16 protein-coding genes are annotated in these 19,666 nt (G+C 39.8%); 15 read left to right on the forward strand and 1 reads right to left on the reverse strand.

Annotated features, from left to right (window positions below; all coding sequences use genetic code 11):
* Positions 1-148 precede the first annotated feature (148 nt).
* From A2536_07200 to A2536_07235, 8 genes are all read left to right on the forward strand, one after another.
* The gene (locus A2536_07200) at positions 149-862 is read left to right on the forward strand and encodes a hypothetical protein (GenBank protein OGF46743.1); all 714 of its coding nucleotides are present in this window, start codon (positions 149-151) and stop codon (positions 860-862) included.
* A 133-nt stretch (positions 863-995) separates the two neighbouring features.
* Positions 996-1,799, forward strand: a complete 804-nt coding sequence (locus A2536_07205; protein OGF46744.1) for a hypothetical protein — start codon at positions 996-998, stop codon at positions 1,797-1,799.
* Complete coding sequence (locus A2536_07210) at positions 1,750-2,628, forward strand: hypothetical protein (GenBank protein ID OGF46745.1); 879 nt, start codon at positions 1,750-1,752, stop codon at positions 2,626-2,628. Before A2536_07205 ends, A2536_07210 begins: the two co-directional genes overlap by 50 nt.
* Before the next feature lie 485 nt (positions 2,629-3,113).
* A complete protein-coding gene (locus A2536_07215) occupies positions 3,114-4,199 on the forward strand; it encodes a hypothetical protein (GenBank protein OGF46746.1) in 1,086 nt (361 codons plus the stop codon).
* A 47-nt stretch (positions 4,200-4,246) separates the two neighbouring features.
* Positions 4,247-5,200, forward strand: coding sequence for a hypothetical protein (locus tag A2536_07220; GenBank protein OGF46747.1), 954 nt, complete (start codon positions 4,247-4,249; stop codon positions 5,198-5,200).
* A 228-nt stretch (positions 5,201-5,428) separates the two neighbouring features.
* Positions 5,429-6,031 (forward strand): hypothetical protein, encoded by a 603-nt coding sequence (locus tag A2536_07225; protein ID OGF46748.1) that lies wholly within the window; start codon positions 5,429-5,431, stop codon positions 6,029-6,031.
* A 205-nt stretch (positions 6,032-6,236) separates the two neighbouring features.
* The gene (locus A2536_07230) at positions 6,237-7,619 is read left to right on the forward strand and encodes a hypothetical protein (protein ID OGF46749.1); all 1,383 of its coding nucleotides are present in this window, start codon (positions 6,237-6,239) and stop codon (positions 7,617-7,619) included.
* A gap of 418 nt (positions 7,620-8,037) precedes the next feature.
* Positions 8,038-8,400: a hypothetical protein gene (locus tag A2536_07235; protein ID OGF46750.1), complete on the forward strand. Its 363-nt coding sequence runs from the start codon at positions 8,038-8,040 to the stop codon at positions 8,398-8,400.
* A gap of 540 nt (positions 8,401-8,940) precedes the next feature.
* On the opposite strand, the gene A2536_07240 is transcribed toward A2536_07235, so the two are convergent.
* Positions 8,941-10,047 carry a hypothetical protein gene (locus tag A2536_07240; GenBank protein OGF46751.1) on the reverse strand — a complete coding sequence of 369 codons (1,107 nt, stop codon included), beginning with the start codon at positions 10,045-10,047 and terminating at the stop codon, positions 8,941-8,943.
* Between the two features lie 324 nt (positions 10,048-10,371).
* Here A2536_07240 and A2536_07245 point away from each other — a divergent pair, with 324 nt between their 5' ends.
* From A2536_07245 to A2536_07275, 7 genes are all read left to right on the forward strand, one after another.
* Positions 10,372-10,869: a hypothetical protein gene (locus tag A2536_07245; protein ID OGF46752.1), complete on the forward strand. Its 498-nt coding sequence runs from the start codon at positions 10,372-10,374 to the stop codon at positions 10,867-10,869.
* Positions 10,866-12,230 (forward strand): hypothetical protein, encoded by a 1,365-nt coding sequence (locus tag A2536_07250; protein ID OGF46753.1) that lies wholly within the window; start codon positions 10,866-10,868, stop codon positions 12,228-12,230. The genes A2536_07245 and A2536_07250 overlap by 4 nt, the downstream gene beginning before the upstream one ends.
* Positions 12,217-13,140: a hypothetical protein gene (locus tag A2536_07255; protein ID OGF46754.1), complete on the forward strand. Its 924-nt coding sequence runs from the start codon at positions 12,217-12,219 to the stop codon at positions 13,138-13,140. The genes A2536_07250 and A2536_07255 overlap by 14 nt, the downstream gene beginning before the upstream one ends.
* Before the next feature lie 33 nt (positions 13,141-13,173).
* Positions 13,174-16,332, forward strand: a complete 3,159-nt coding sequence (locus A2536_07260) for a hypothetical protein (GenBank protein OGF46755.1) — start codon at positions 13,174-13,176, stop codon at positions 16,330-16,332.
* A gap of 36 nt (positions 16,333-16,368) precedes the next feature.
* Positions 16,369-16,620, forward strand: a complete 252-nt coding sequence (locus A2536_07265; GenBank protein OGF46756.1) for a hypothetical protein — start codon at positions 16,369-16,371, stop codon at positions 16,618-16,620.
* Positions 16,617-17,348, forward strand: coding sequence for a hypothetical protein (locus tag A2536_07270; protein ID OGF46757.1), 732 nt, complete (start codon positions 16,617-16,619; stop codon positions 17,346-17,348). The genes A2536_07265 and A2536_07270 overlap by 4 nt, the downstream gene beginning before the upstream one ends.
* A 515-nt stretch (positions 17,349-17,863) precedes the next feature.
* Positions 17,864-19,627: a hypothetical protein gene (locus A2536_07275; protein ID OGF46758.1), complete on the forward strand. Its 1,764-nt coding sequence runs from the start codon at positions 17,864-17,866 to the stop codon at positions 19,625-19,627.
* Positions 19,628-19,666: the final 39 nt, after the last annotated feature.

Consider the following 19,666-nt stretch of genomic DNA (forward strand, 5'->3'; position numbering starts at 1 on the left):
ATGCTGCTTTTATATGAACTAAATATTTTTAAAATCGCACTTTTAACATAATTCAGCGGAACTTGGGTTAGTGCTTTGATCTTAGTTGTTGTTTTTCATAGTGCTTATTTTTAATGATATCTTATAAATTATTTGATACAATATCTGCATGTCGCTAAATTTGGAAATAAAAAAATATCTGTCTGAAATGAAAGTAGAACTTTCTCCGGAGAAGGTTTCGGATATTGATATATATATCCGCGAGATAAATGCATGGAATGCAAAGGCAGATCTTACCGCGCTTAAAGGCTATGAAAATATTTTTATAAATCTTTTCTTAGATGCGTTTACAATATTGCCTTTCATTAAAAAAAATTCAAATATTGTAGATGTAGGTACAGGCTCCGGTTTTCCCGGACTTGCTTTAAAATTATTTTGCGGGGATCTTAAAATTACACTGATTGATTCCTCATCAAAAAAGTGTGTATTCTTAACACATATCAGTAATCTTCTTAATATGAAAGATGTAAATGTCATTTGGGGAAGAGCAGAAGAAATAGGCAGAGATATCTCTCACAGAGAAAAATATGATTATGCTTGCTGTAGGGCAGTTGCGAGCATGAGCAGTATCTCTGAGTTGTGCATACCTTTTTTAAAAATAGGTGGTGAGTTTATAGCCTCAAAAGGTAAGGATATTAAAGATATAAATCAAGCTGAGGGCGCAATTAAGAGTTTAGGAGGAGAAATAAAAAAAATAGAAAATATTAAATACTCTTTTTTTAATGAAGAAAAGAATATTGTTATAGTTTCAAAGGATAAAGGGACTCCTGAGAAATACCCCCGCCGCAATGGAATGCCGCAAAAAAGACCTTTAAAAGCGTAGTAAATCTGTGAAAATCATTTAAAAGTAATATGTTCCACGTGAAACATATTATATAATTATCTTGACATATTTAGTGCTTTCTTGTAGAATTAAACTCCTTAAAAGAAATATTTAGGAGAAAAGTGAAAATAAAATGGGCAAAGTAATCGCAATAGCTAATCAAAAAGGTGGCGTTGGAAAGACCACAACTGCGGTAAACCTTTCAGCTTCAATAGGAGCTATGGAAAAAAGGACCCTCCTTATTGATATGGATCCGCAAGGAAATGCAACTAGTGGTTTTGGCGTAAATCCTTATAGCGTTGAGTCAAGTGTCTATGATTGCATAATCAATGGCAAGCCCATGGAAGAAGTTGCTATTAAAACTGCAATAAATTACATGAATATTGTCCCATCTAATATTGATTTAACAGGAGCGGAAATAGAGCTTGTCCCATTAATGGCCAGAGAGAATAGGTTAAAGAATGCTATTGCCCCAATTAAGGATAAATATGATTATATATTTGTCGATTGTCCCCCATCTTTAGGTCTATTAACACTCAATACATTGACTGCTGCGGATAGCATACTTATTCCTATACAGTGCGAATATTATGCTTTAGAAGGTGTTAGCAAGCTTTTAAATACTATAGAACTGGTCAAAAAGAGTTTAAACCAGGAGCTTTGTATTGAGGGAGTAGTTCTTACAATGTATGATGGTCGCACTACACTGGCGCAGCAGGTTAGAGATGAAATTTTCAAGCATTTTCAGGATAAGGTGTATAAGACCTTTATTCCAAGAAATGTACGTTTAAGCGAGGCTCCGTCGTACGGAAAGCCGGTAATTCTTTATGATATCAGGAGTACCGGGGCGGAAGCCTATTTAAATCTAGCTAGAGAGGTGGTAGAAAATGCCGAAAGGTCTAGGCAAGGGATTGGGAGCGTTAATTCCGGGAAGTAATACTATAAATCCGGTAATTGACAGAAAGGATGTTAAGCATTTTGGAGTTGAAATTGATATAAGTAAAATTAAGCCAAATAAATATCAGCCAAGAAAAGAGTTTGATCCTGTTGAATTGTCGAATCTTATGGCATCAATACAGGAAAAGGGTATTATTCAGCCTGTTTCAGTGAGAAAAATAGGTGAAGATACGTACGAACTAATATCAGGCGAAAGGCGTCTTAGGGCCTCAAAAGAGCTTAAAAAGCTTACAATTCCGGCTATTGTTAGGGATGTAAAAGATGAGGATATGTTGGAGCTGGCTTTAATAGAGAATATACAGAGGGATGATCTTAATCCCATAGAAGAGGCCGCGGCATACAAGAGGCTTCAGGATGAGTTTGGACTTACGCATGAAGAGGTCTCAAAAAAGGTTGGCAAGGAGAGAAGCACTGTTACCAATATGCTTCGCCTTCTTAATTTACCATTTAAAATTCAGGAATATGTTTCACGTGGAACAATATCCGTCGGGCATGCTCGGGTACTTCTTGGAATAGACCAGTTTGATATTCAGGAAAAACTTTGCGATACTGCCGTAAAGAGAGGGATGTCGGTAAGGCAGATAGAGCAGATGGCTGCAGCAATAAAAAAAGGCGAGATAAAAGATATTAAGAAAGCGCAAGATAAAGATGTCCATATTGCAGAAGCGGAAAAGCAGATGCAGTATACCCTTGGAACTAAAGTAAAGATAATAGGAAAGAAAAAGGGAAAAATAGTCGTAGAGTTCTATACTATGGAAGATTTGAATAGAATATATGAAATGATTCAAAGTATTGGAAGTAAGCAATAATGCGTTGATTTTGTGGGATAATGTATATATTTTTGTTAAATTCTAATATATATTTTGGGCTATGAGCAGCTTTTAAAATAAATAGCGTATAGTATGAAAATTCCTCAAGAAGCTAGAATAACAGCATAACCAGTAGTTACTTGATTCCCTCCAAAAAGACTGGCGGGCAAGTAGGTATGAAGCATTTCAGGCCTCATAAAATGAGGCAACTACAATTATATTTGACATGTTTAGCAGATAATATAAGTGTTTGAATAAAATGGGTTTTCAGTTGAGTTTTATTTGATTTTTGCTAGAAAATAGGCTTAATAAGTGCTAAATGGTGATATTTTATGATTAAAACAGTATTTTTGTACCACAAAATAGAATTTTTTATTTACGATATAATAACATTTTGAACATATTGGGTATATATATCTTAAATGTATAGAAAATAGTGAATATTTGGGTTATTATGTATTTATTTAAAAGGATATCAGTAAATAATGGAATATAGACAGCTTACAGAATCAGGGTTAAAAGTTTCTTGCATCTCTTTTGGTGGTATGCGTTTACCGGATATCAGCCAGGAAGAAGCAACAAAAGTCGTAAACAAAGCGATAGATATGGGTATTAATTACTTTGAAACATCGATGGGGTATGGTGACAGTGAAATTAAAATAGGAAATTCCCTAGGAAAAAGAAGAAAAGATATTATCCTTTCAACAAAATCTGCCTGTGATGACCCGATAACCTCCGATCAACTGAAAAAAAATATTGATGAACAGTTAAAACGGCTCCAAACGGATTATTTCGATTTTTATCAGATGTGGAGTACCAATTCAATTGCTTCATACCAGAAAATGATAGAGCCGGGATATAAATATGAAGCTGTTAAAGATCTAATGAGGCAGAGGATAATTAAGCATGTCGGGATAACCTCACACGCACAACCGAAAGATTTAGAAATAATGATCCAATCCGGACTCTTCGAATCTGTTACTATATATTATAACGCCTACAGACAGAATTACGCGGAGGTCGCTTCTCTTGCGCAAAAATTAAAAATGGGCGTTGTTGCTATGGGTCCGCTAAACGGGGGTTTTCTCGGAGCGGAAACCAAAGAGATGAGTTTTCTAAAAAGGGGAAAAGCAAAAACAAACGCTGAAGGCGCTCTCCGTTTCATAATAGGAAATAAAAATATCACTACCGCTATTGTCGGTTTTAAAACCGAGCAGGAAGTAATAGACGGTGTTTTAGTAGGGGATTTTTATGAGGATATTGCAAATACTAATGATATGGCTGTAATTACCGAAGCGTTTAAAGGCATGGGAGACAAGATCTCCAAAAGTGTTTGTAGCGGCTGTAATTATTGCACGCCCTGCAAGGAAGGGATAAATATCCCTTATGTTTTCCAGTTTTTTAATAATGCAAAAATTTACGGGCCCTCAGAGTGGATCAAAAGAAAATATAAACAAGACGGCCAAAAAGGCGTTCTTTGTTCAAAATGCGGTACTTGTATGGAAAAATGCCCGCAAAAAATAAATATAATAGAAGGCATGGCAGAAGCGCATGAATTGCTTAAAAGTTGAAAGCTCAATAAAACATCAAGTGGAATCGTTTTTAAAATTGGAGAAAAATGACGTTGTTTAATCCGAATCATCCGGATGTAAAAAAGAAAGTTGAAAAATATATCGCATCCTCTTTAAGCCTGCCTGTCGAATTTATTTTGGCTTTACCCATAATCGGGGACGGTCGGACTCTCTCCTGGAAAGTCGAAGTTGCAAATGATGATAAACGGCTTTTTGTCATGCTGAAAATCCAAAAACAGGAAGATATTCCGTCCGATGTAAAATATGATTTTTTCCGTCAATACCGACTGCTTAAACAACTTGAAACAACAAAACTCAAAACTCCCAAGGTCTGGGGCCTTGACGAAAAAGGTTCGGCATTTGGTCTCCCTTGTTTTCTTGAAGAGAGTTTAAAAGGCCGGGTGTTGTATAATTTCCTTAAACTGAAAGAAAAATGGGCTGAAGACTTATTTATTAAAACTATAATTGAAGTTCAAAATATAAAAAAAGAAGAGCTGGGCGGGTTATCCGTTGAATTAGGGGAAGGGGTGGAGATAAAAGAGTTCTTTTTAGGCGTAAAAAAAGATCTGCAAAATATTTTAAAGGGACCTCTTATTTCACAAGTTCTAAAAATACTTGCGGATAATATACCTCCCCGTATTTCGCCTTGTTTTGGTAACGGAGATTTTAATCCGAAGAATTTTATAGCAAAAGACAAGAGCTTGACCGGAATAATAGATTTTGAATCCGCAGGATTTTTTGACCCGCTTTATGAATTTTTACTGCCTTTTGAAAGGTATCCTCTTCTTAAAAACAGGGGATTGGAAGAAGCGTACTGCAAGCAGATGAATTTTGACATTAAAGCAATAGATTGGTACCGGGGACTTATCTTGACATCAAAACTGCTTGAGACGTTAAAAGCTGAAAAAGAGAATAACCCTGAAAATGAAGAAAGAAATATAAAAGAAGAACTCCTCGCAAAGTTAAGCGATTGGACGAAAAGTAGAGGCTCGGAGGCTTAGAGGCGCATCCGCCAATTATGTAGGGCGGATCTTTCGAAGAGAGGCTTAGCAAGAGTAAAAGCAGGAGAGCGGAGGGCTGAAGTCAGAAGACGAAAAATAAATACTTGCTTAAATCAAATACCACATTAATGTAAGACGTTACAGACCTTATAGACAGTCTGCTGGTTTTGTATAAGCAGGATTCCAGGTCCTTGTCTGAAGAAACTGTTTTAAAGGAATGCAAAAATTATGAACTACTATCTCTTCCGTCATGGTGAAAGCGAGGCAAACAAAGCAAGATGCTTTGCCAATTATAAAATAACCCCTTCTCTTACAGAAACAGGTAAAAAGCAGGCTGAAAGTATGCATCTTGTAATGAAAGATCTTGCTATTGAAAGAGTTTATGTCAGCCCTTATAAAAGAGCAAGGGAAACGGCGGCTATTATCTTCCAGGATAGAGAGCTATATATAGAAGATAACCTCAAAGAGATATATGTCGGTGAGCTTGACGGAAAGAGCGAAATTGACCCTGCAAACTGGAAAAAATACATAAATGTTGTAGATGCCTGGGAAAAAGGCGATAACTCTGCCCGGTTTGAAGGTGGAGAGTCTAATGAAGAGGTAAAAGCAAGAATAGAGAAGGTATTAGCCAGAGCAAATAAAGAATGCAAGGAAAGCGCTGCTTTTGTCGCGCATAGCGATATATTCCGGAGTTTTTTCTGGCTTTTCTGTGAAAATCATGGAAAAATGATACAGGACAACTACATGGACAAATGCCGTGTGACCGTAGTTTCCAGAGAAACAGGAAGCAGTATATATAGAATAGAAGCTTTTAACGCGACAAATTTATAAATCCTAAGGAAGCGATAAAAGGAATTACTAAGGTCAAAGCACTAATAACTAAACAATTACTAAAATTAAATATTTAAGCACCAAACAAGGAAGATTTTGAATAGAACTACAACGATTTTGTTTAAGATTTTATTATTAAGTATTACTTAGTGATTGTTTAGAATTTAGTGCTTATATCTTAGTGATTGTTTTATAAGGGGGCTTTATGCAAGAGCATCAGCATTTTGAAAATACTTCGGTAAAATATGCGGATATGGTTATAAAAACCCTGCGGGTGCGTATTGAAGATGTTCCTGGTAATCTGGGGAAGGTTGCGACGGCTATAGGCAAAAGCGGGGCGCTTCTCGGGGATATTTGCACTCACCATGTTGACAGTCATTTTTTGACCAGGGATATTACTGTTTTTGTTCAATCGGAAAAAATGCTTGAAAAAGCTATTGCCAATATTCATCATATAAAGAACGTAAGCGTGATTAAAATAATAGACGAAGTATTAAATATGCACCGCGACGGAAAAATTGCTATTACTTCCACAATCCCTCTGGACAACCTTGCAGACCTTAGAAAAGCTTACACCCCGGGCGTGGCAAGCGTCAGCGAACTCATTTATCGGCATCCTGAGAAATTTTATGATTATACTTATGTGGGAAATACTATATGTATAGTGACGAACGGAACGGCGGTGCTCGGGCTCGGAAACATCGGAGTAAAGGCGGCTATGCCGGTTATGGAAGGTAAAGCGGTGCTTTTAAAGAAATTTTCAGACGTAAACGCGGTACCGATACTTATCGATTCAGAAGACCCTGACGTGATAGTGAACGCAGTTCTGGCTATTGCCCCGTCTTTTGGCGCTATTCAGCTTGAAGATATAAAAGCCCCGGAATGTTTTGAAATAGAGAGGCGTTTAATAGAAAAACTTGATAAACCCGTTTTCCATGATGATCAGCACGGGACCGCAGTTGTGACGCTTGCGGCAATGATGAATGCTTTAAAACTCCTTAAAAAAGACAGGAAAAAGATAAAAGTTGTAATAAACGGAGCAGGCGCGGCCGGAATGGCTATCTGCCGTCTTCTTATGGGGTGGGGCATAAAAAATATAGTGTTATGCGACACTGACGGCGCTATATATAATGGAAGAGAAAAGAATATGAACAGCGCAAAAGAAGAGATAGCCCTGCTTACCAATCTTAAAAGCGAAAAAGGCTCTCTTAAAAATATTATTAAAGGAAAAGATATATTTATAGGTGTCTCCGGTCCCAACCTTGTTACCCCGGCGATGATCAAATCCATGAACAAAAAAGCCGTTTGTTTCGCCCTTGCAAATCCAATTCCGGAGATTTTCCCGAAAGATGCTATCAAAGCCGGCGCAGTCCTTGCCCTTGACGGAAGATCCCTGAATAACGCCCTGGCATTCCCCGGTATTTTCAAAGGCGCCCTAAAAGCCAGAGCAAAAGCAATCACCCTTGAAATGAAGATAGCCGCCGCCAAAGCCATAGCCAAAGAAGCCAAAAAAGGCGAACTTGTCCCAAACCAGCTGGACCCAAAAGTCCACCACGCGGTTACGAAGGCAGTGTTTGAAGCGGTGTGAAGAAGCAGGGGAAGAAAGGAAAGCAAGTACAGTAAGTACAGCAAAGACAGTAAAAGAAGCAAAAAAAGTAAAAGAAAGTAGGAATAAGGTCGGATGCTTAGCAAAATCTTGTAGATAATAGAATTAATTTTCTGTCATCCTCGACTCGCCTGCCCGCCATTCTTTTTGGAGGGATTGGGGATCCAGTGTCTTTGTGGTCTATAAAAGTCCATATGGGTCCATATGGGTCGGCCGTTTGTGAAAGACAGTGTGTTGAAAAAGCTTGAGAAGTTATTTGATGTAATATTAGGAGCAAGAGACCCGTGGTGGCCAAAAAAGCAGAGATAAGTAGGCGCTGTCCCCAAATAATAAGACGCTGATTAATAAATTAAGAACACAGACTAATTTTATAGAGAGTTGAACACTTGGGAGTACGGATATGATGAATTCTAAGAAAATTCTTTTTTACGGGATAGCTTACGCAATAGCTGGAATTGTATTATGCTTCATTGGGTATACGATATTTGGTGAAATTGATTTTTCTGTCCTTTTGTATATCTTTGTGCCGGTCCTTTTATTATATTTTCCGACCGCAATTGTAGTTATGGGAGGAGCAGGCGGCGTATATGGGAATCAAATATATATTTATATCGGGACAATAATTATAGTGTTTATTATAAATACAGCTGTCTTGGTGTTTGTTGTGCGTCTGATAAAACGGAAAGTAAAAAGCATTAGAGATAAAAGAAATTATTTAGGGGACAGAGCCTGTTTATTGACAAATTCAAGTAAAAAGGTATAATAAAGTATCAAGAATAGCAAGAAGAGTAGCCATAGGAATGCGGCATATGAGATATTCGCAGTAAAAAGTATATAGGGGGTGTCCCGGGTTATTGACTTGACACAATTTCTTGTATCGACTATCATAAGCATAGTATTTGCTTGCTGCATAGGAAAGTATACCGGGTACAAGTAAAATACTTTCCTATCTCCGCTTGATTTGCTTCACAAATCAGAACAGCTGGGACTGCGAAAATCGCCTGATATTAGCGATAAAGGTCATCGACGAAGGCGATTTTCTTGAACGGATATCAAAGTAGCAAGCACGGTATGAAAATGTTGAAATATGTTCGCCGGAGGAGGTACAGTAAAATGTCAGAGCATAAAAGCATGAAAGAGATACATGACATACAAGAGAAGATATACGATGAAACTAAAATAATGTCACAGAAAGAACTATTGAAATACTTTAATGATGCTACTGTTGAGTTGGCCCAAAAGCACGGTCTAAAGTTAAACAAAGAGAGAGAAAAAGTTTTAATTAAATAGTGGTCCACATTTATTAGAGGAGATTACTTGCTTTTGCCAGTAATTTCTTGAATACCGGAGTCAGGCTTTCTGCTATTTTGTAAAAACCCAGGTCTGTGGGGTGGATGCCGTCTACGGTGCATTCGTAAAAATCTTTTCCTAAAAGTTTTTCGCCGTTATAAAAGAACAGGAGTTTATCTCCGGCTTTTTGAAAATGTTCAATATGCTTTTTTTGTATTTCCAGGCCTTTCATTCTTCTTTCCAGATTGACGCCAAAACTTTCGGCGGAATGTTTTATTATGGAGATCACAAGAATGGGAACGTTTTTATTATTTTTCCGTAATATTTTAATAAAATCAGGAAGCGTCTTATCGAATAATTCGCAGCTTACGCTGTTGGCTTCATAATCAAGCACAAATAAGCCGGGGTTTTTTATTTTAGAGATTATTTTTGCGACCTCCGGCTCGCCCCTGCCGTTGCCGGAAAATCCCAGATTTATAAATTCATAATTAAATCTCCTGCTTAAAATATTTGTGTAGGCCATGCCCGGACGGGACGCACATCCTCCCTGGGTAATGGAAGTTCCATAAATTATTATTTTTTTATTATTGATGAACGGAACCGGTTTTAATATTTTTGCGTTTTTGTCTATCCCTATTTGAAGTTCGGTTATTCCTTCGTACAACGGAAAGTTCAAAGTTATATTCCTTAATTTTGCCTCTTTAAGATTAAAAAATATAAATTCATAGGATATCTGACTGTGGTCGTATTTTACGGTGCTTACATATTTTTTTTCTCCGGGCTCTCCTATATAACAATCAAACCCGCATTGCCCTGTCGCAGGCATATGATACATATTAGCAATCTTCCGTAATTTAACCTTAATCGCCAGCTTTTTCGTATCACTCCGGAATAATATCTGTCCACCGGCCGTACAATCTGCCAGAGAATCAACTCCCGCACCCGGAGGTAGCGAGTATTCCGGTTTTAAAGGCAGCCTGCGGTAGATCTTCTCTTCATCAAACCAGGCAAACCCTGCTATTTTAAAGGGCGCTTCTTTTGGATCAACCCATTTAAGTCCTTCTGACTCCGGTTTTGTTACCTGCATATTTTTATCTAATTTTTGGATGTCTGATTTCATTTATTTACACTCTCCTCAATTTCATTATACAAAACATAGCAGTTGTTGTAAAATCATTTGTAGTTGTCTGATTTATCAGGCAGGATCGCCTTCGCCGGAACGGCCTAAATCGAGCAACTACTGTATTTACCTGATTCCCTCCCCTCCAAAGAACAGGCGGGCGAGCATCAGGCGTTTTTGTCAAATCTCATTAATTAATCAGTGTATATTAAATATTTTATGGTTCAAATGTTGCCTGTAAATTCCACGGGCTATTGACAAATATTGTTTAATATAGTATTATTCCATATGAAATAGTTTCATGTGAAACTATACGGAGGAACAATGGAAGAGTTATTTAAGAGAGCGGATATTGTTCGCAGAAAGTTCATGCGTATAATGCCAAGAATGAATGCAAACATTATTATGCCGAAAGAAGATAAAGAGAGCTGTCTTTCAAATTTGACAATATCAGAAATAAAGACTTTGGTTCTTTTTAAAGACCAGTCAACATATAACATGTCCAAGATCGCAGAGTTTGTCGGGATGCCATTGCCGACGACCACGCATGTTGTTGATCGAATGGTAAAAGAAGGATTTCTTGAAAGATCCCTGGATGAAAAGGACAGAAGGGTTGTTAATATCAGTATTACCGCAAAAGGAAAGAAAAGCATAGAAGACAGTGAAAAATATCATAAAGAAAGCATGAAAAGAGTTTTGGAAACCATGGAACCTGAAGACAGGGAAAAATTAATTAAGGCGATGGAAATTTTTATTAAAGTTGTGGAAGAAATCGGGGAAAAAATAAATTCTAAAGCAATAAGAAAGGAAGGCGGCAAATGAAAAAGATATTATTGATAAGTATTCTGCTTTGTTTCGGAGTTATAGCTGAAGAGCTGACGCTGGAGGAGAGCATTAAATATGCTATGACACACAGTCAGAAAATAATTTCAGCCCAAGAAAAAATAAAAGCGGCAACTGGGAATTTAACAGCTGTTTCAGCCTTGCTTTACCCGCAGCTTTCGGCAACCGGGATTTACACCAAAAATTCTGCGCTATCAAATTATGTTTATTCAACGTATCAGCTGCCGGTACTCAGCGCGGCCGGAATTCCCACAGGGGAATACATTCCTTTAGCGATGCCTTCCGTCACCACAGACCGGCTCGGAGATATGTATGTAGCAAAACTCTCTCTGGCCTGGCCGGTGTTTACCTGGGGGAAAATACAGGGCGCGGTTGAAATAGCCGAAGCGAATAAAAATATAGCCGAGAAAGATCTTACAAAATATATTCAGGATGTAACCTACGAAGTTAAGAGCGGTTTTTATTCTCTTGTAATGTCAGAGCAGATGGTGAAGGTGCTTGAGGAAACAAGAAAATCACTGCAGGCGCATGTGGAAGTAGTGCAGAAGAGATATGAAGCAGGACTGGCTTCGAAATTTGAACTCCTGCGCGCTAAAGTCCAGCTTGCAAATGTTGAACCGCAGTTGAATCGCGCGAAAAATGGTTATGAACTTGCGCTTATGGGTTTTAATAATACGCTTAGTGCGGAAACCAATAATAAATATACGGTAAAAGGCGAGTTTAAATACGAAAAAGAAATCTTTGCCCTCGATGCTTGCTTAAAGAGCGCGCTGGAAAACAGGATAGAGCTGAAACAGATGGAAGAGAGAATTAAAATAAGCCGGTCAGCTTTAAATATAGCTTCTGCAGGTTTCCGTCCTTCAATTACATTAACAGCAAATTACAACGCTAATATGGGCGCTCAGCTTCCGCCGAATGATACGGTCTGGTATTACGGCTGGGATGCGGGAGGCGTAATCTCTATTCCTCTTTTTGACGGCTTTGCAACGAGCGGTAAGTATGAAGAAGCCGAAGGTAATTTCAAGCAGGCTCAGATAGGGAAAACCCAGATTTTAGACGGGATTAATATAGAAGTAAAAGGAGCGTATCTTACTCTTGAAGCCACGGAAAAAACAATTATTGCGCAGGCGGAAAATATCAGCATGGCAAAAGAAAGTTTAAATATGGTGAAAGAGCGTTATGCGCAGGGGTTATCTACGAACCTGGATGTGCTTGATACCGAATTAAGCTATCTTCAGACAGAAATTAGTTATTATCAATCGTTATATGATTATATATTAGCGAAAGAAAAACTAATAAAAGCTATAGGAAGAATTGGAGGAGAAAATGTTAAGAAATAAATCGGTTTTAGTTTTGTTAAGCGCCGGGATTATTTTCAGTGGAACGGCTTGCGCCAGGAAGGACGCCGGCGCCAACGCGGCACAAACATTTGAAAGCGAAGGTATTTCCATAGAGTCCGGTCTTGCCAAAATTATGGATGTAAAAGATAAGATAAAGCTTATTGGTGTTATTACCGCCTACGAACAGACGAATGTTTACTCCAAGGCTTCAGGCAAAATTGTAAAGTACGAAGTTGAAGAAGGCGCTACGGTGAAGAAAGACGATGTAATAGCGTACATTGACCGGGATGAAGTAGGTTATGACTTTTCCCAAAGCCCCATTAAAAGTCCTGTTGCCGGCGTGGTTCTTAAAAGATTTATTGATGTCGGTAACACAATTTCTCCGGCGATGGGTTCTACCGCCATGGCGACTCCGCTTGTGATAGTTGGTAACATCAGCAAATTAAAAGTCCAGGTAAGCGTCGTAGAAGAGGATATCGGGCGGATAAGGAAAGGACAGGAAGTGGAAGCCGTACTTGAAACTTTTCCAGGCCGTACTTTTCCGGGGGTTGTTGAAAATGTAAGTCCCCAGGCGGATCCCGTGAGCCATGCGAGTAAAGTGGAAGTTGTGATAGATAATTCTTCAAATCTTATCAAGCCCGGAGTTTCTGCGGAAGTATATATAGTAGCGGGCATAAGTAAAGGCGCTGTTACGGTTCCAAGGCAGGCGCTTGTCAGAAAAAATGACGACAAGTTTATTTATGCCATAAAGAACAATGTGATAGTGAAGCACGTGGTGGAGACCGGTTATGATGACGGAAAGTTACTTGAGATCAAGAAAGGCCTTGCGGCCGGTGAAATGATTGCGATGAGCGACTTCAATGTTCTTCAGGATGGTCTAAAAGTAAAGATCATCAATTCAGATAAGTAAGCTTCCGCATAAACAAAAAGGATTGGGGGAAAAATGAAAATTTCAGAAGTATTTGTCAGAAGGCCCGTTACCACCACTATGTTCATGCTTATAATTGTGGTGCTCGGCGCTGTTTGTTTAATGCAGTTAAAACAGGAACTGATGCCGAAGATGACTTTTCCGAATCTTATGATAATTTCGGATTATCCGGGCGTTGCTCCGGCAGAAATTGAAAAATCGTTGACCCGCCCCCTTGAAGCCACGGTAAGAAGCGTTACAGGCATCAAAAGGGTAAAAGCATCTTCTTACGAAGGTATTGCCGTGATAAATGCGGAGTTCAACTGGGGTGTTAATCTGGATGACGCTACAAATCAGGTAAGAGACAGGATTGAGCGTATCAAGAAGTTCCTGCCTGATGGCGCGAGTACTCCTATGATAATGAAGCAGGATATGAGTACTATGCCTGTGGCGTTTATTGCTATTACGGGTAACAGGGATATGGGGTTACTGCAGAAGCTTGTGGATGACACGATTATCCCGAAATTTGAGAGATTGGACGGGGTTTCCCAGGTGTTATCTCTCGGGGGCCGGACCAGAGAGATACAGATCAATGCCGATAAAACAAAACTTATAAGTTACGGTATCTCCATTAATCAGATAGTTTACAAAATAGCCGCTGAAAATATCAATGTTTCAGCAGGCAGTGTTAAAGAATCCGGGGAAAAACAGTTTTTAGTAAGAGGCCTTGGAGAATTTAAGAATATTGAGCAGATAGAGAACCTTATAGTCGGCGTTAAGGGCGGGGTTCCTATATATCTGAAAAATGTGGCGGAGGTAAAAGATACCCTTTCCGAAGAAACAAGTTTGGGCCGGGTTAACGGTGTGCCGTCTATCAGTGTTTTAGTTCAAAAACAGACCGATGCCAATACAGTTGAGGTGGCAAAAAGACTCCGGAAGTTAATTCCAAAGATGAAGGAAGAACTGCCGGCAGACATAAAATTTACTTTTGCGCTGGATACCTCCGAGATGATAACGGATTCCATAAATTCGCTCGTTATAAGTGCCAGGGACGGTGCTCTTCTGGCAGGTATTCTTATACTGTTGTTCCTGGCCGAGTTCTGGCCTACCGTAATTATTCTTATCGCTATCCCTGTTTCCCTTTTCGTTGCCTTTATAGCGATGTACATGAACGGTTCTACCTTTAACTTCATGTCCATGGGTGGTCTGGTTATTGCACTCGGCCGACTAGTTGATGACTCCGTGGTTGTTATGGAAAACATTTACAGGCACAGGCAGATGGGAAAGGATGCCGTTACTGCGGCGATTGATGGGACAAGCGAAGTCGGTATAGCCGTACTTTCGTCCACTATCGTTACCGTGGTCGTGCTTTTGCCTTTGGTTTTCGCGCAGGGTATCGTGGTTCAGCTTTTTAAGGACTTCGGTCTCACCGTGTTCTTCTCGCTCCTTGGTTCTTTAATAGTTGCCTTCACTATTGTTCCCATGCTGGCGTCAAAACTCTTTAAGAAAGACCTGAAAGAAAAGGAGGAAAGATTCCAGAAGATGGTCAAGCCTTCCAATATTTTGGAAAGCTCGGGAAAATATTTTTATAATGTCGGAAGAAAGCTTTACGCGTTCCAGGAATGGATGAAAGGAGTGTATTCAAATCTCCTTACAAGAGCGCTAAATAAGAAAATATGGATAGTGGGCATTGCCATATTATGCTTGGTTGCTACAGTGTTTTTCTTCAAAGTAGTTCCGACTGAATATATGAAGGGTTTTGTCTCCGGTAAATACCAGCTGATTTATATGCTGCCGAAGGGGTCTTCTTTTGATGCTACGCAAAAACTGGAGATAAGGGTGGAACAGGCGTTCAAAGAAAGAGTTCCCGATATGGATGTAATGATGGCTAACGGAGGAGTGAGCAAACTTTCGTCGATGACGGCTGCCATGTCAGGCGGCGCGGGACTGCACCGAGGCACCATGTTTCTTAATCTTAAAAAAGGTAAAGCAAGAGTAACTACAGATGCCAAACTTTACGAGGTGGTAGATCAGATACAAAAGGAAAATAAAGGAGCTAAGATAATCCTGGGCGGCGCAGGGTCCCAGCTGTTTGGTTCCGGTAAACCTGTTGAGGTGAAAGTTTATGGCACGGATATTGCAATGCTTAAAAAAATAGGAGATGATCTTGCCAATAGACTGAAAGAAATTAAGGGTCTGAAAGGCGTGACCTCAAGTATGGAAGAAGGCCTTCCTGAGTTCACTATTAAGTATAACAATGAAAAGCTTGCTAGGTACGGCATGTCTGTTTCCCAGATAAATGCGGAGATGAAAACAGCTATAGACGGTATTGTGCCTTCCTATTTCAGAGAAGCGGGGGAAGAAGTTGAGATCCGGATTCGGCTTAAAGAAAAAGACAGAAAGTCAATAAATGAGATACTGGATATCCCGGTTAACTCCCCTGCCGGTTTTTCTTTCCCTTTGAAAGACGTTGTTGATGTTTCTTACACGGAAAGTCCGGCGCAAATTGACCGTGAGGATGCAAAAAGGATTGTAACAGTCGGTGGTGATATCTCTGAAAGGATACTTTCTGATATTGTTATTGACGTAAAAAAGGAATTGAAAGAATTAAAACTCCCTGAAGGATATTTTTATCAGTTAAGCGGTCAGGAACAAGACAAGCAGGAGTCATTTTCTATGTTGATAATTGCGTTGTTTGTCGCAATACTCCTGGTCTACATGATCCTGGCGTCCCTGTATGAATCCTTGATCCACCCGTTTACTATATTGTTATCAGTGCCGTTTGCCTTTATCGGTTCGATGGTGGCGTTATATATAACTAAAACTGCGCTGGGAGTTACGGTTTTCATTGGATTTATCATGCTTGTCGGAATTGTGGCAACAAACGCCATTGTTCTAATAGACTTTATCATTAAGAGAACAAAAGAAGAGACGGACAGGAAAAAAGCGATCATAGACGCGGCGACTACCAGATTACGTCCTATCTTAATCACGGCGCTTGCAACTCTTTTTGCGCTTCTTCCTCTGGCTCTTGGAATCCAGGAAGGTATGGAGATGCAAATACCGCTTGGTATTGCCGTAGTAGGCGGGTTGTTCAGCTCTACGCTGCTTACGCTTTTCCTTATACCCGTGGTGTTTGATATCATTGAAAATGTTAAAGAAAAATTCCACAAAAGGAATAACAAAGTAGTTTAGCTTTTTATAACCTGCATTGCCGGTTTACGGGAGGGTTTGATGATTGACGATTTGAAACTTATCATATCGAAAACTATTGATATAAAAAATAAAGAGATCAAGCCGGAGACCAGGATCACTGCGGATCTGGGTGCGGACTATCTGGACATGGTCGAGATACAAATGGCTATCGAGGACAAGTTTAAGATAGATATCTTAAGCGACCGGACGGTATGGAAGATGAAAACTGTCGGCGAGCTGGCAAACGCTGTTGAAGAAAAGATTAAAAAACAAAAAGTGAGTGTATGATAAAAAGTTTCATTCTGGTTTTATTAACAGGTTTTGTTTCTGTTGCAGCTGAAGATCCGGGTGCTCTTTATACGAGAGGGCTCGAATTATTTGAGAGCCGGCATCTGGATAAAGAGAACGCCGTTAAAGCAGAAGAAATAGCAGGACAAATTCTCAGTGCCGAACCGGAAAATGTTAAGGCGCTCGTTCTTCTATCCAGGTATTACCTGTTTTCCGGTGAAGGCCTGACAAAAGAGGATGATAGAAGGACGACTTACGAAAAAGGGACGGAGTACGCAAAAAAAGCGCTCAAGTTAGATGATAAAAGCGCCGACGCGCATTTTTATTACGGAGCGGGTCTCGGAAGATGCGCTCAGCTTAAAGGAATTTTTAATGCTCTGGGCTCGGCGGGGGAGATCAAGAGAGAGTTTGAAAGGACGCTGGAATTAAATCCAAAGCATCCTATTGCCAAAGTAGCGCTGGCAAATTATTATTATCAGGTCCCGGGTTTATTCGGGGGCAATACCGAAAAAGCAATAGAACTTCTTAACGAAGTAATAAAAGCGGATCCTTTAATATCAATGCCGTACATAGACCTTGCGATAATATATAAGAATCAGGGAAAAAAGAAAGAGGCTGTGGAGTTATTAAATACAGTGATGGATATGAAAAATCCGGCCCTTCCCGCCAACTACTACCTTTATGACAGAAAAGACGCCGAGAAACTACTGAAAGAACTTTCAAAGTAATAAAGTTACCGCCCGGTTGATACAAATCATACAAAAACCCCGGCTTTTAGACTATACTTCAAATTGGTGCAATCGCATCAGCATTTTATGGCGAGTATGCCGCAGAAAACCACGGAGGTAACTCCGTGGATGTCCGTCAGAGTTTCTGACGAGATCTCGACTTTGGCGGACCCGCCCTTAAGCTTGGCGGGTTTTTGTCCGCCTGAGGCGGAAATGCGGCATGAATAATAAGCAAAGCTTTTCCCGATAGGAAATATATCATAAAGCGGGATAAATTGAATTCCACTCGCCGAAACTCCGGACGCCTGTCCGCCAATCCTTTAGGAGGATAAGTCCGCAGAGGTTCATAAAGTAAAAGTAAAAATAACACTGCTCTTGTCATCCGTGCTCAGACACGGAATCCAGCGTCTGTTTTTTAATCTTCTTTTCTCTTGCATTTTAAAGCCTTTGTGGTAAAATTAAAATAAATCTAATGCCTTTATCAAAATAATGCAATTGCAAAAAAGGAATTAACGGTGCTTAAAGGATTGGCAGTTGCTTTTACAGTAATATTATTGGGAATAGTATGTCCTGTATTTGCGGTCGAAACTGTTCCACCTGAATTTTATGTAACTAATGATCCTTCTACTGTCAGGTATAACTATTCTAACGCTGATTATACGCAAATTAGTTCCACAAAGTGGTCTGTAGAAGATGTGCGGCTTAAAGCTACAATTACCGATTTGGGCAATTCACAGTGGAGTCTGGAAATTCAGGCGAAAATAAATTTAACCGATATAAATTTTCCCTACCAGACAAAAAGATCCCCCCTGGATGCCGATATTTCCGATGATATTTACTATTATCCGTACATTCTGGGTCAAAGTGAAAAAGCTTCTAATCGCGATACTGACTGGTTATGGATGGGAATGGAATATCCTGCCACAGCATTTGCTCCGCTTGTAGTGATGGCAGATTCACATAGCGCCAGGATTGTTGCGGCTGTTAATTGGCCGCCAAAAAGTGTTATTCCCCAGTATGCCGCTCAAAGACAGGTTCTAAGGTATCAGTTTGAAAAAATTGCAGCAGGCAGTACAAAAACTTTTAAAGCACTGATTGCGACCGTGAAAGGAAATGTTGACACGGGTCAAGTTCCCTGGCAGCTGGCATTGGATCTTTATAAAACCTGGCTGAAGTCGGTTGTGACCGTAAGGTATCCTGATTGGATGTGGCAAAGTGAAGGAATATTTAATGTACAGCTTCAAAACCTCACCGATTTTAATATTGCGGCTCTTTCTAAAAATTGGGATGAAGCAAAATCTACTTTCCCCTGGCTTTTAATGTGGGGGCAGATGAGCACGTATGCGGGAGACTGCTGTAAAATGAACTATACAATGCATGAAAGATATCAGCCGGCGCTGCCGGATTTTGTCAAAAGTGTTGTGCAGTCCGGATATCATGCAGGATATTATTGCGCGCCTTTTGTGTTAATTCCTGATTTTAGCAGTAAAATATTTCTTGATACTCCGGAAGGAGTTGCCTGGCTGACCGGCTGGCTTTCCGCTAACAGGAATTACAATGCCAACTCTTTTTATTTGGATACTCTTGGCCGGACAAATTGGGGAGATCCCGCTGCAATTCTGGAGTTATTTAAGAATGGTACAATTCCCGAAGAAACACTGATTGAAGGTTTGGTTGATATATATCCTGCACCCGGTTTGGTGAGCGGATGTTTAACCGGTGGTGACCGCTGCGGGGCTCCCTTTAAACAGGCTAAAGATTGGCCGCTTACAACTTTCCCCCGTTTTGGCCGGTATCTTTTAGGCGACCGGATAATTTATGAAGGTCCGTCGAATAACGATCACCTTTTTTGGGGAAACACTCATTACTGGAAAGGTGTTGACGGGTATGATTTATACTGCAGGGAGAACGCTCCCTGCGAGTACGGTACCGAAAGGCTGGCTTTTTTGCTTGGAGCCAAAATTGATTGGTATTCGGGGCTTGACGGTTGGGGTAAAAATCCTGTTATTAATGAAATTCTTTCAGAAAGACATCGTGTGAATTGGTGGGGCCGGCGGCCGGTTTATATGGACACTAAAAATCTTGACTTAAGAGCAATTCCAAAAACTTCCCGGGTTGAGATCAGCCGCTTCGAAGATACTGACGGGAAAAGCTTAATAGCGGTTTCAAACCCCAATCTTGAGGAAGGATTGACCTTTAACTGGAATGGTATAAAAATTAAAGTTCCCGTTCAAAAGATTGCAATTCTGGATTTTGCTCAGAGTACAATCCGAAAATAACCGGCCACACCTCTCGGAGCCGAAAAAGCTTTTAAGCAT

Source organism: Candidatus Firestonebacteria bacterium RIFOXYD2_FULL_39_29 (assembly GCA_001778375.1).
Classification (GTDB): domain Bacteria; phylum Oederibacteriota; class D2-FULL-39-29; order D2-FULL-39-29; family D2-FULL-39-29; genus D2-FULL-39-29.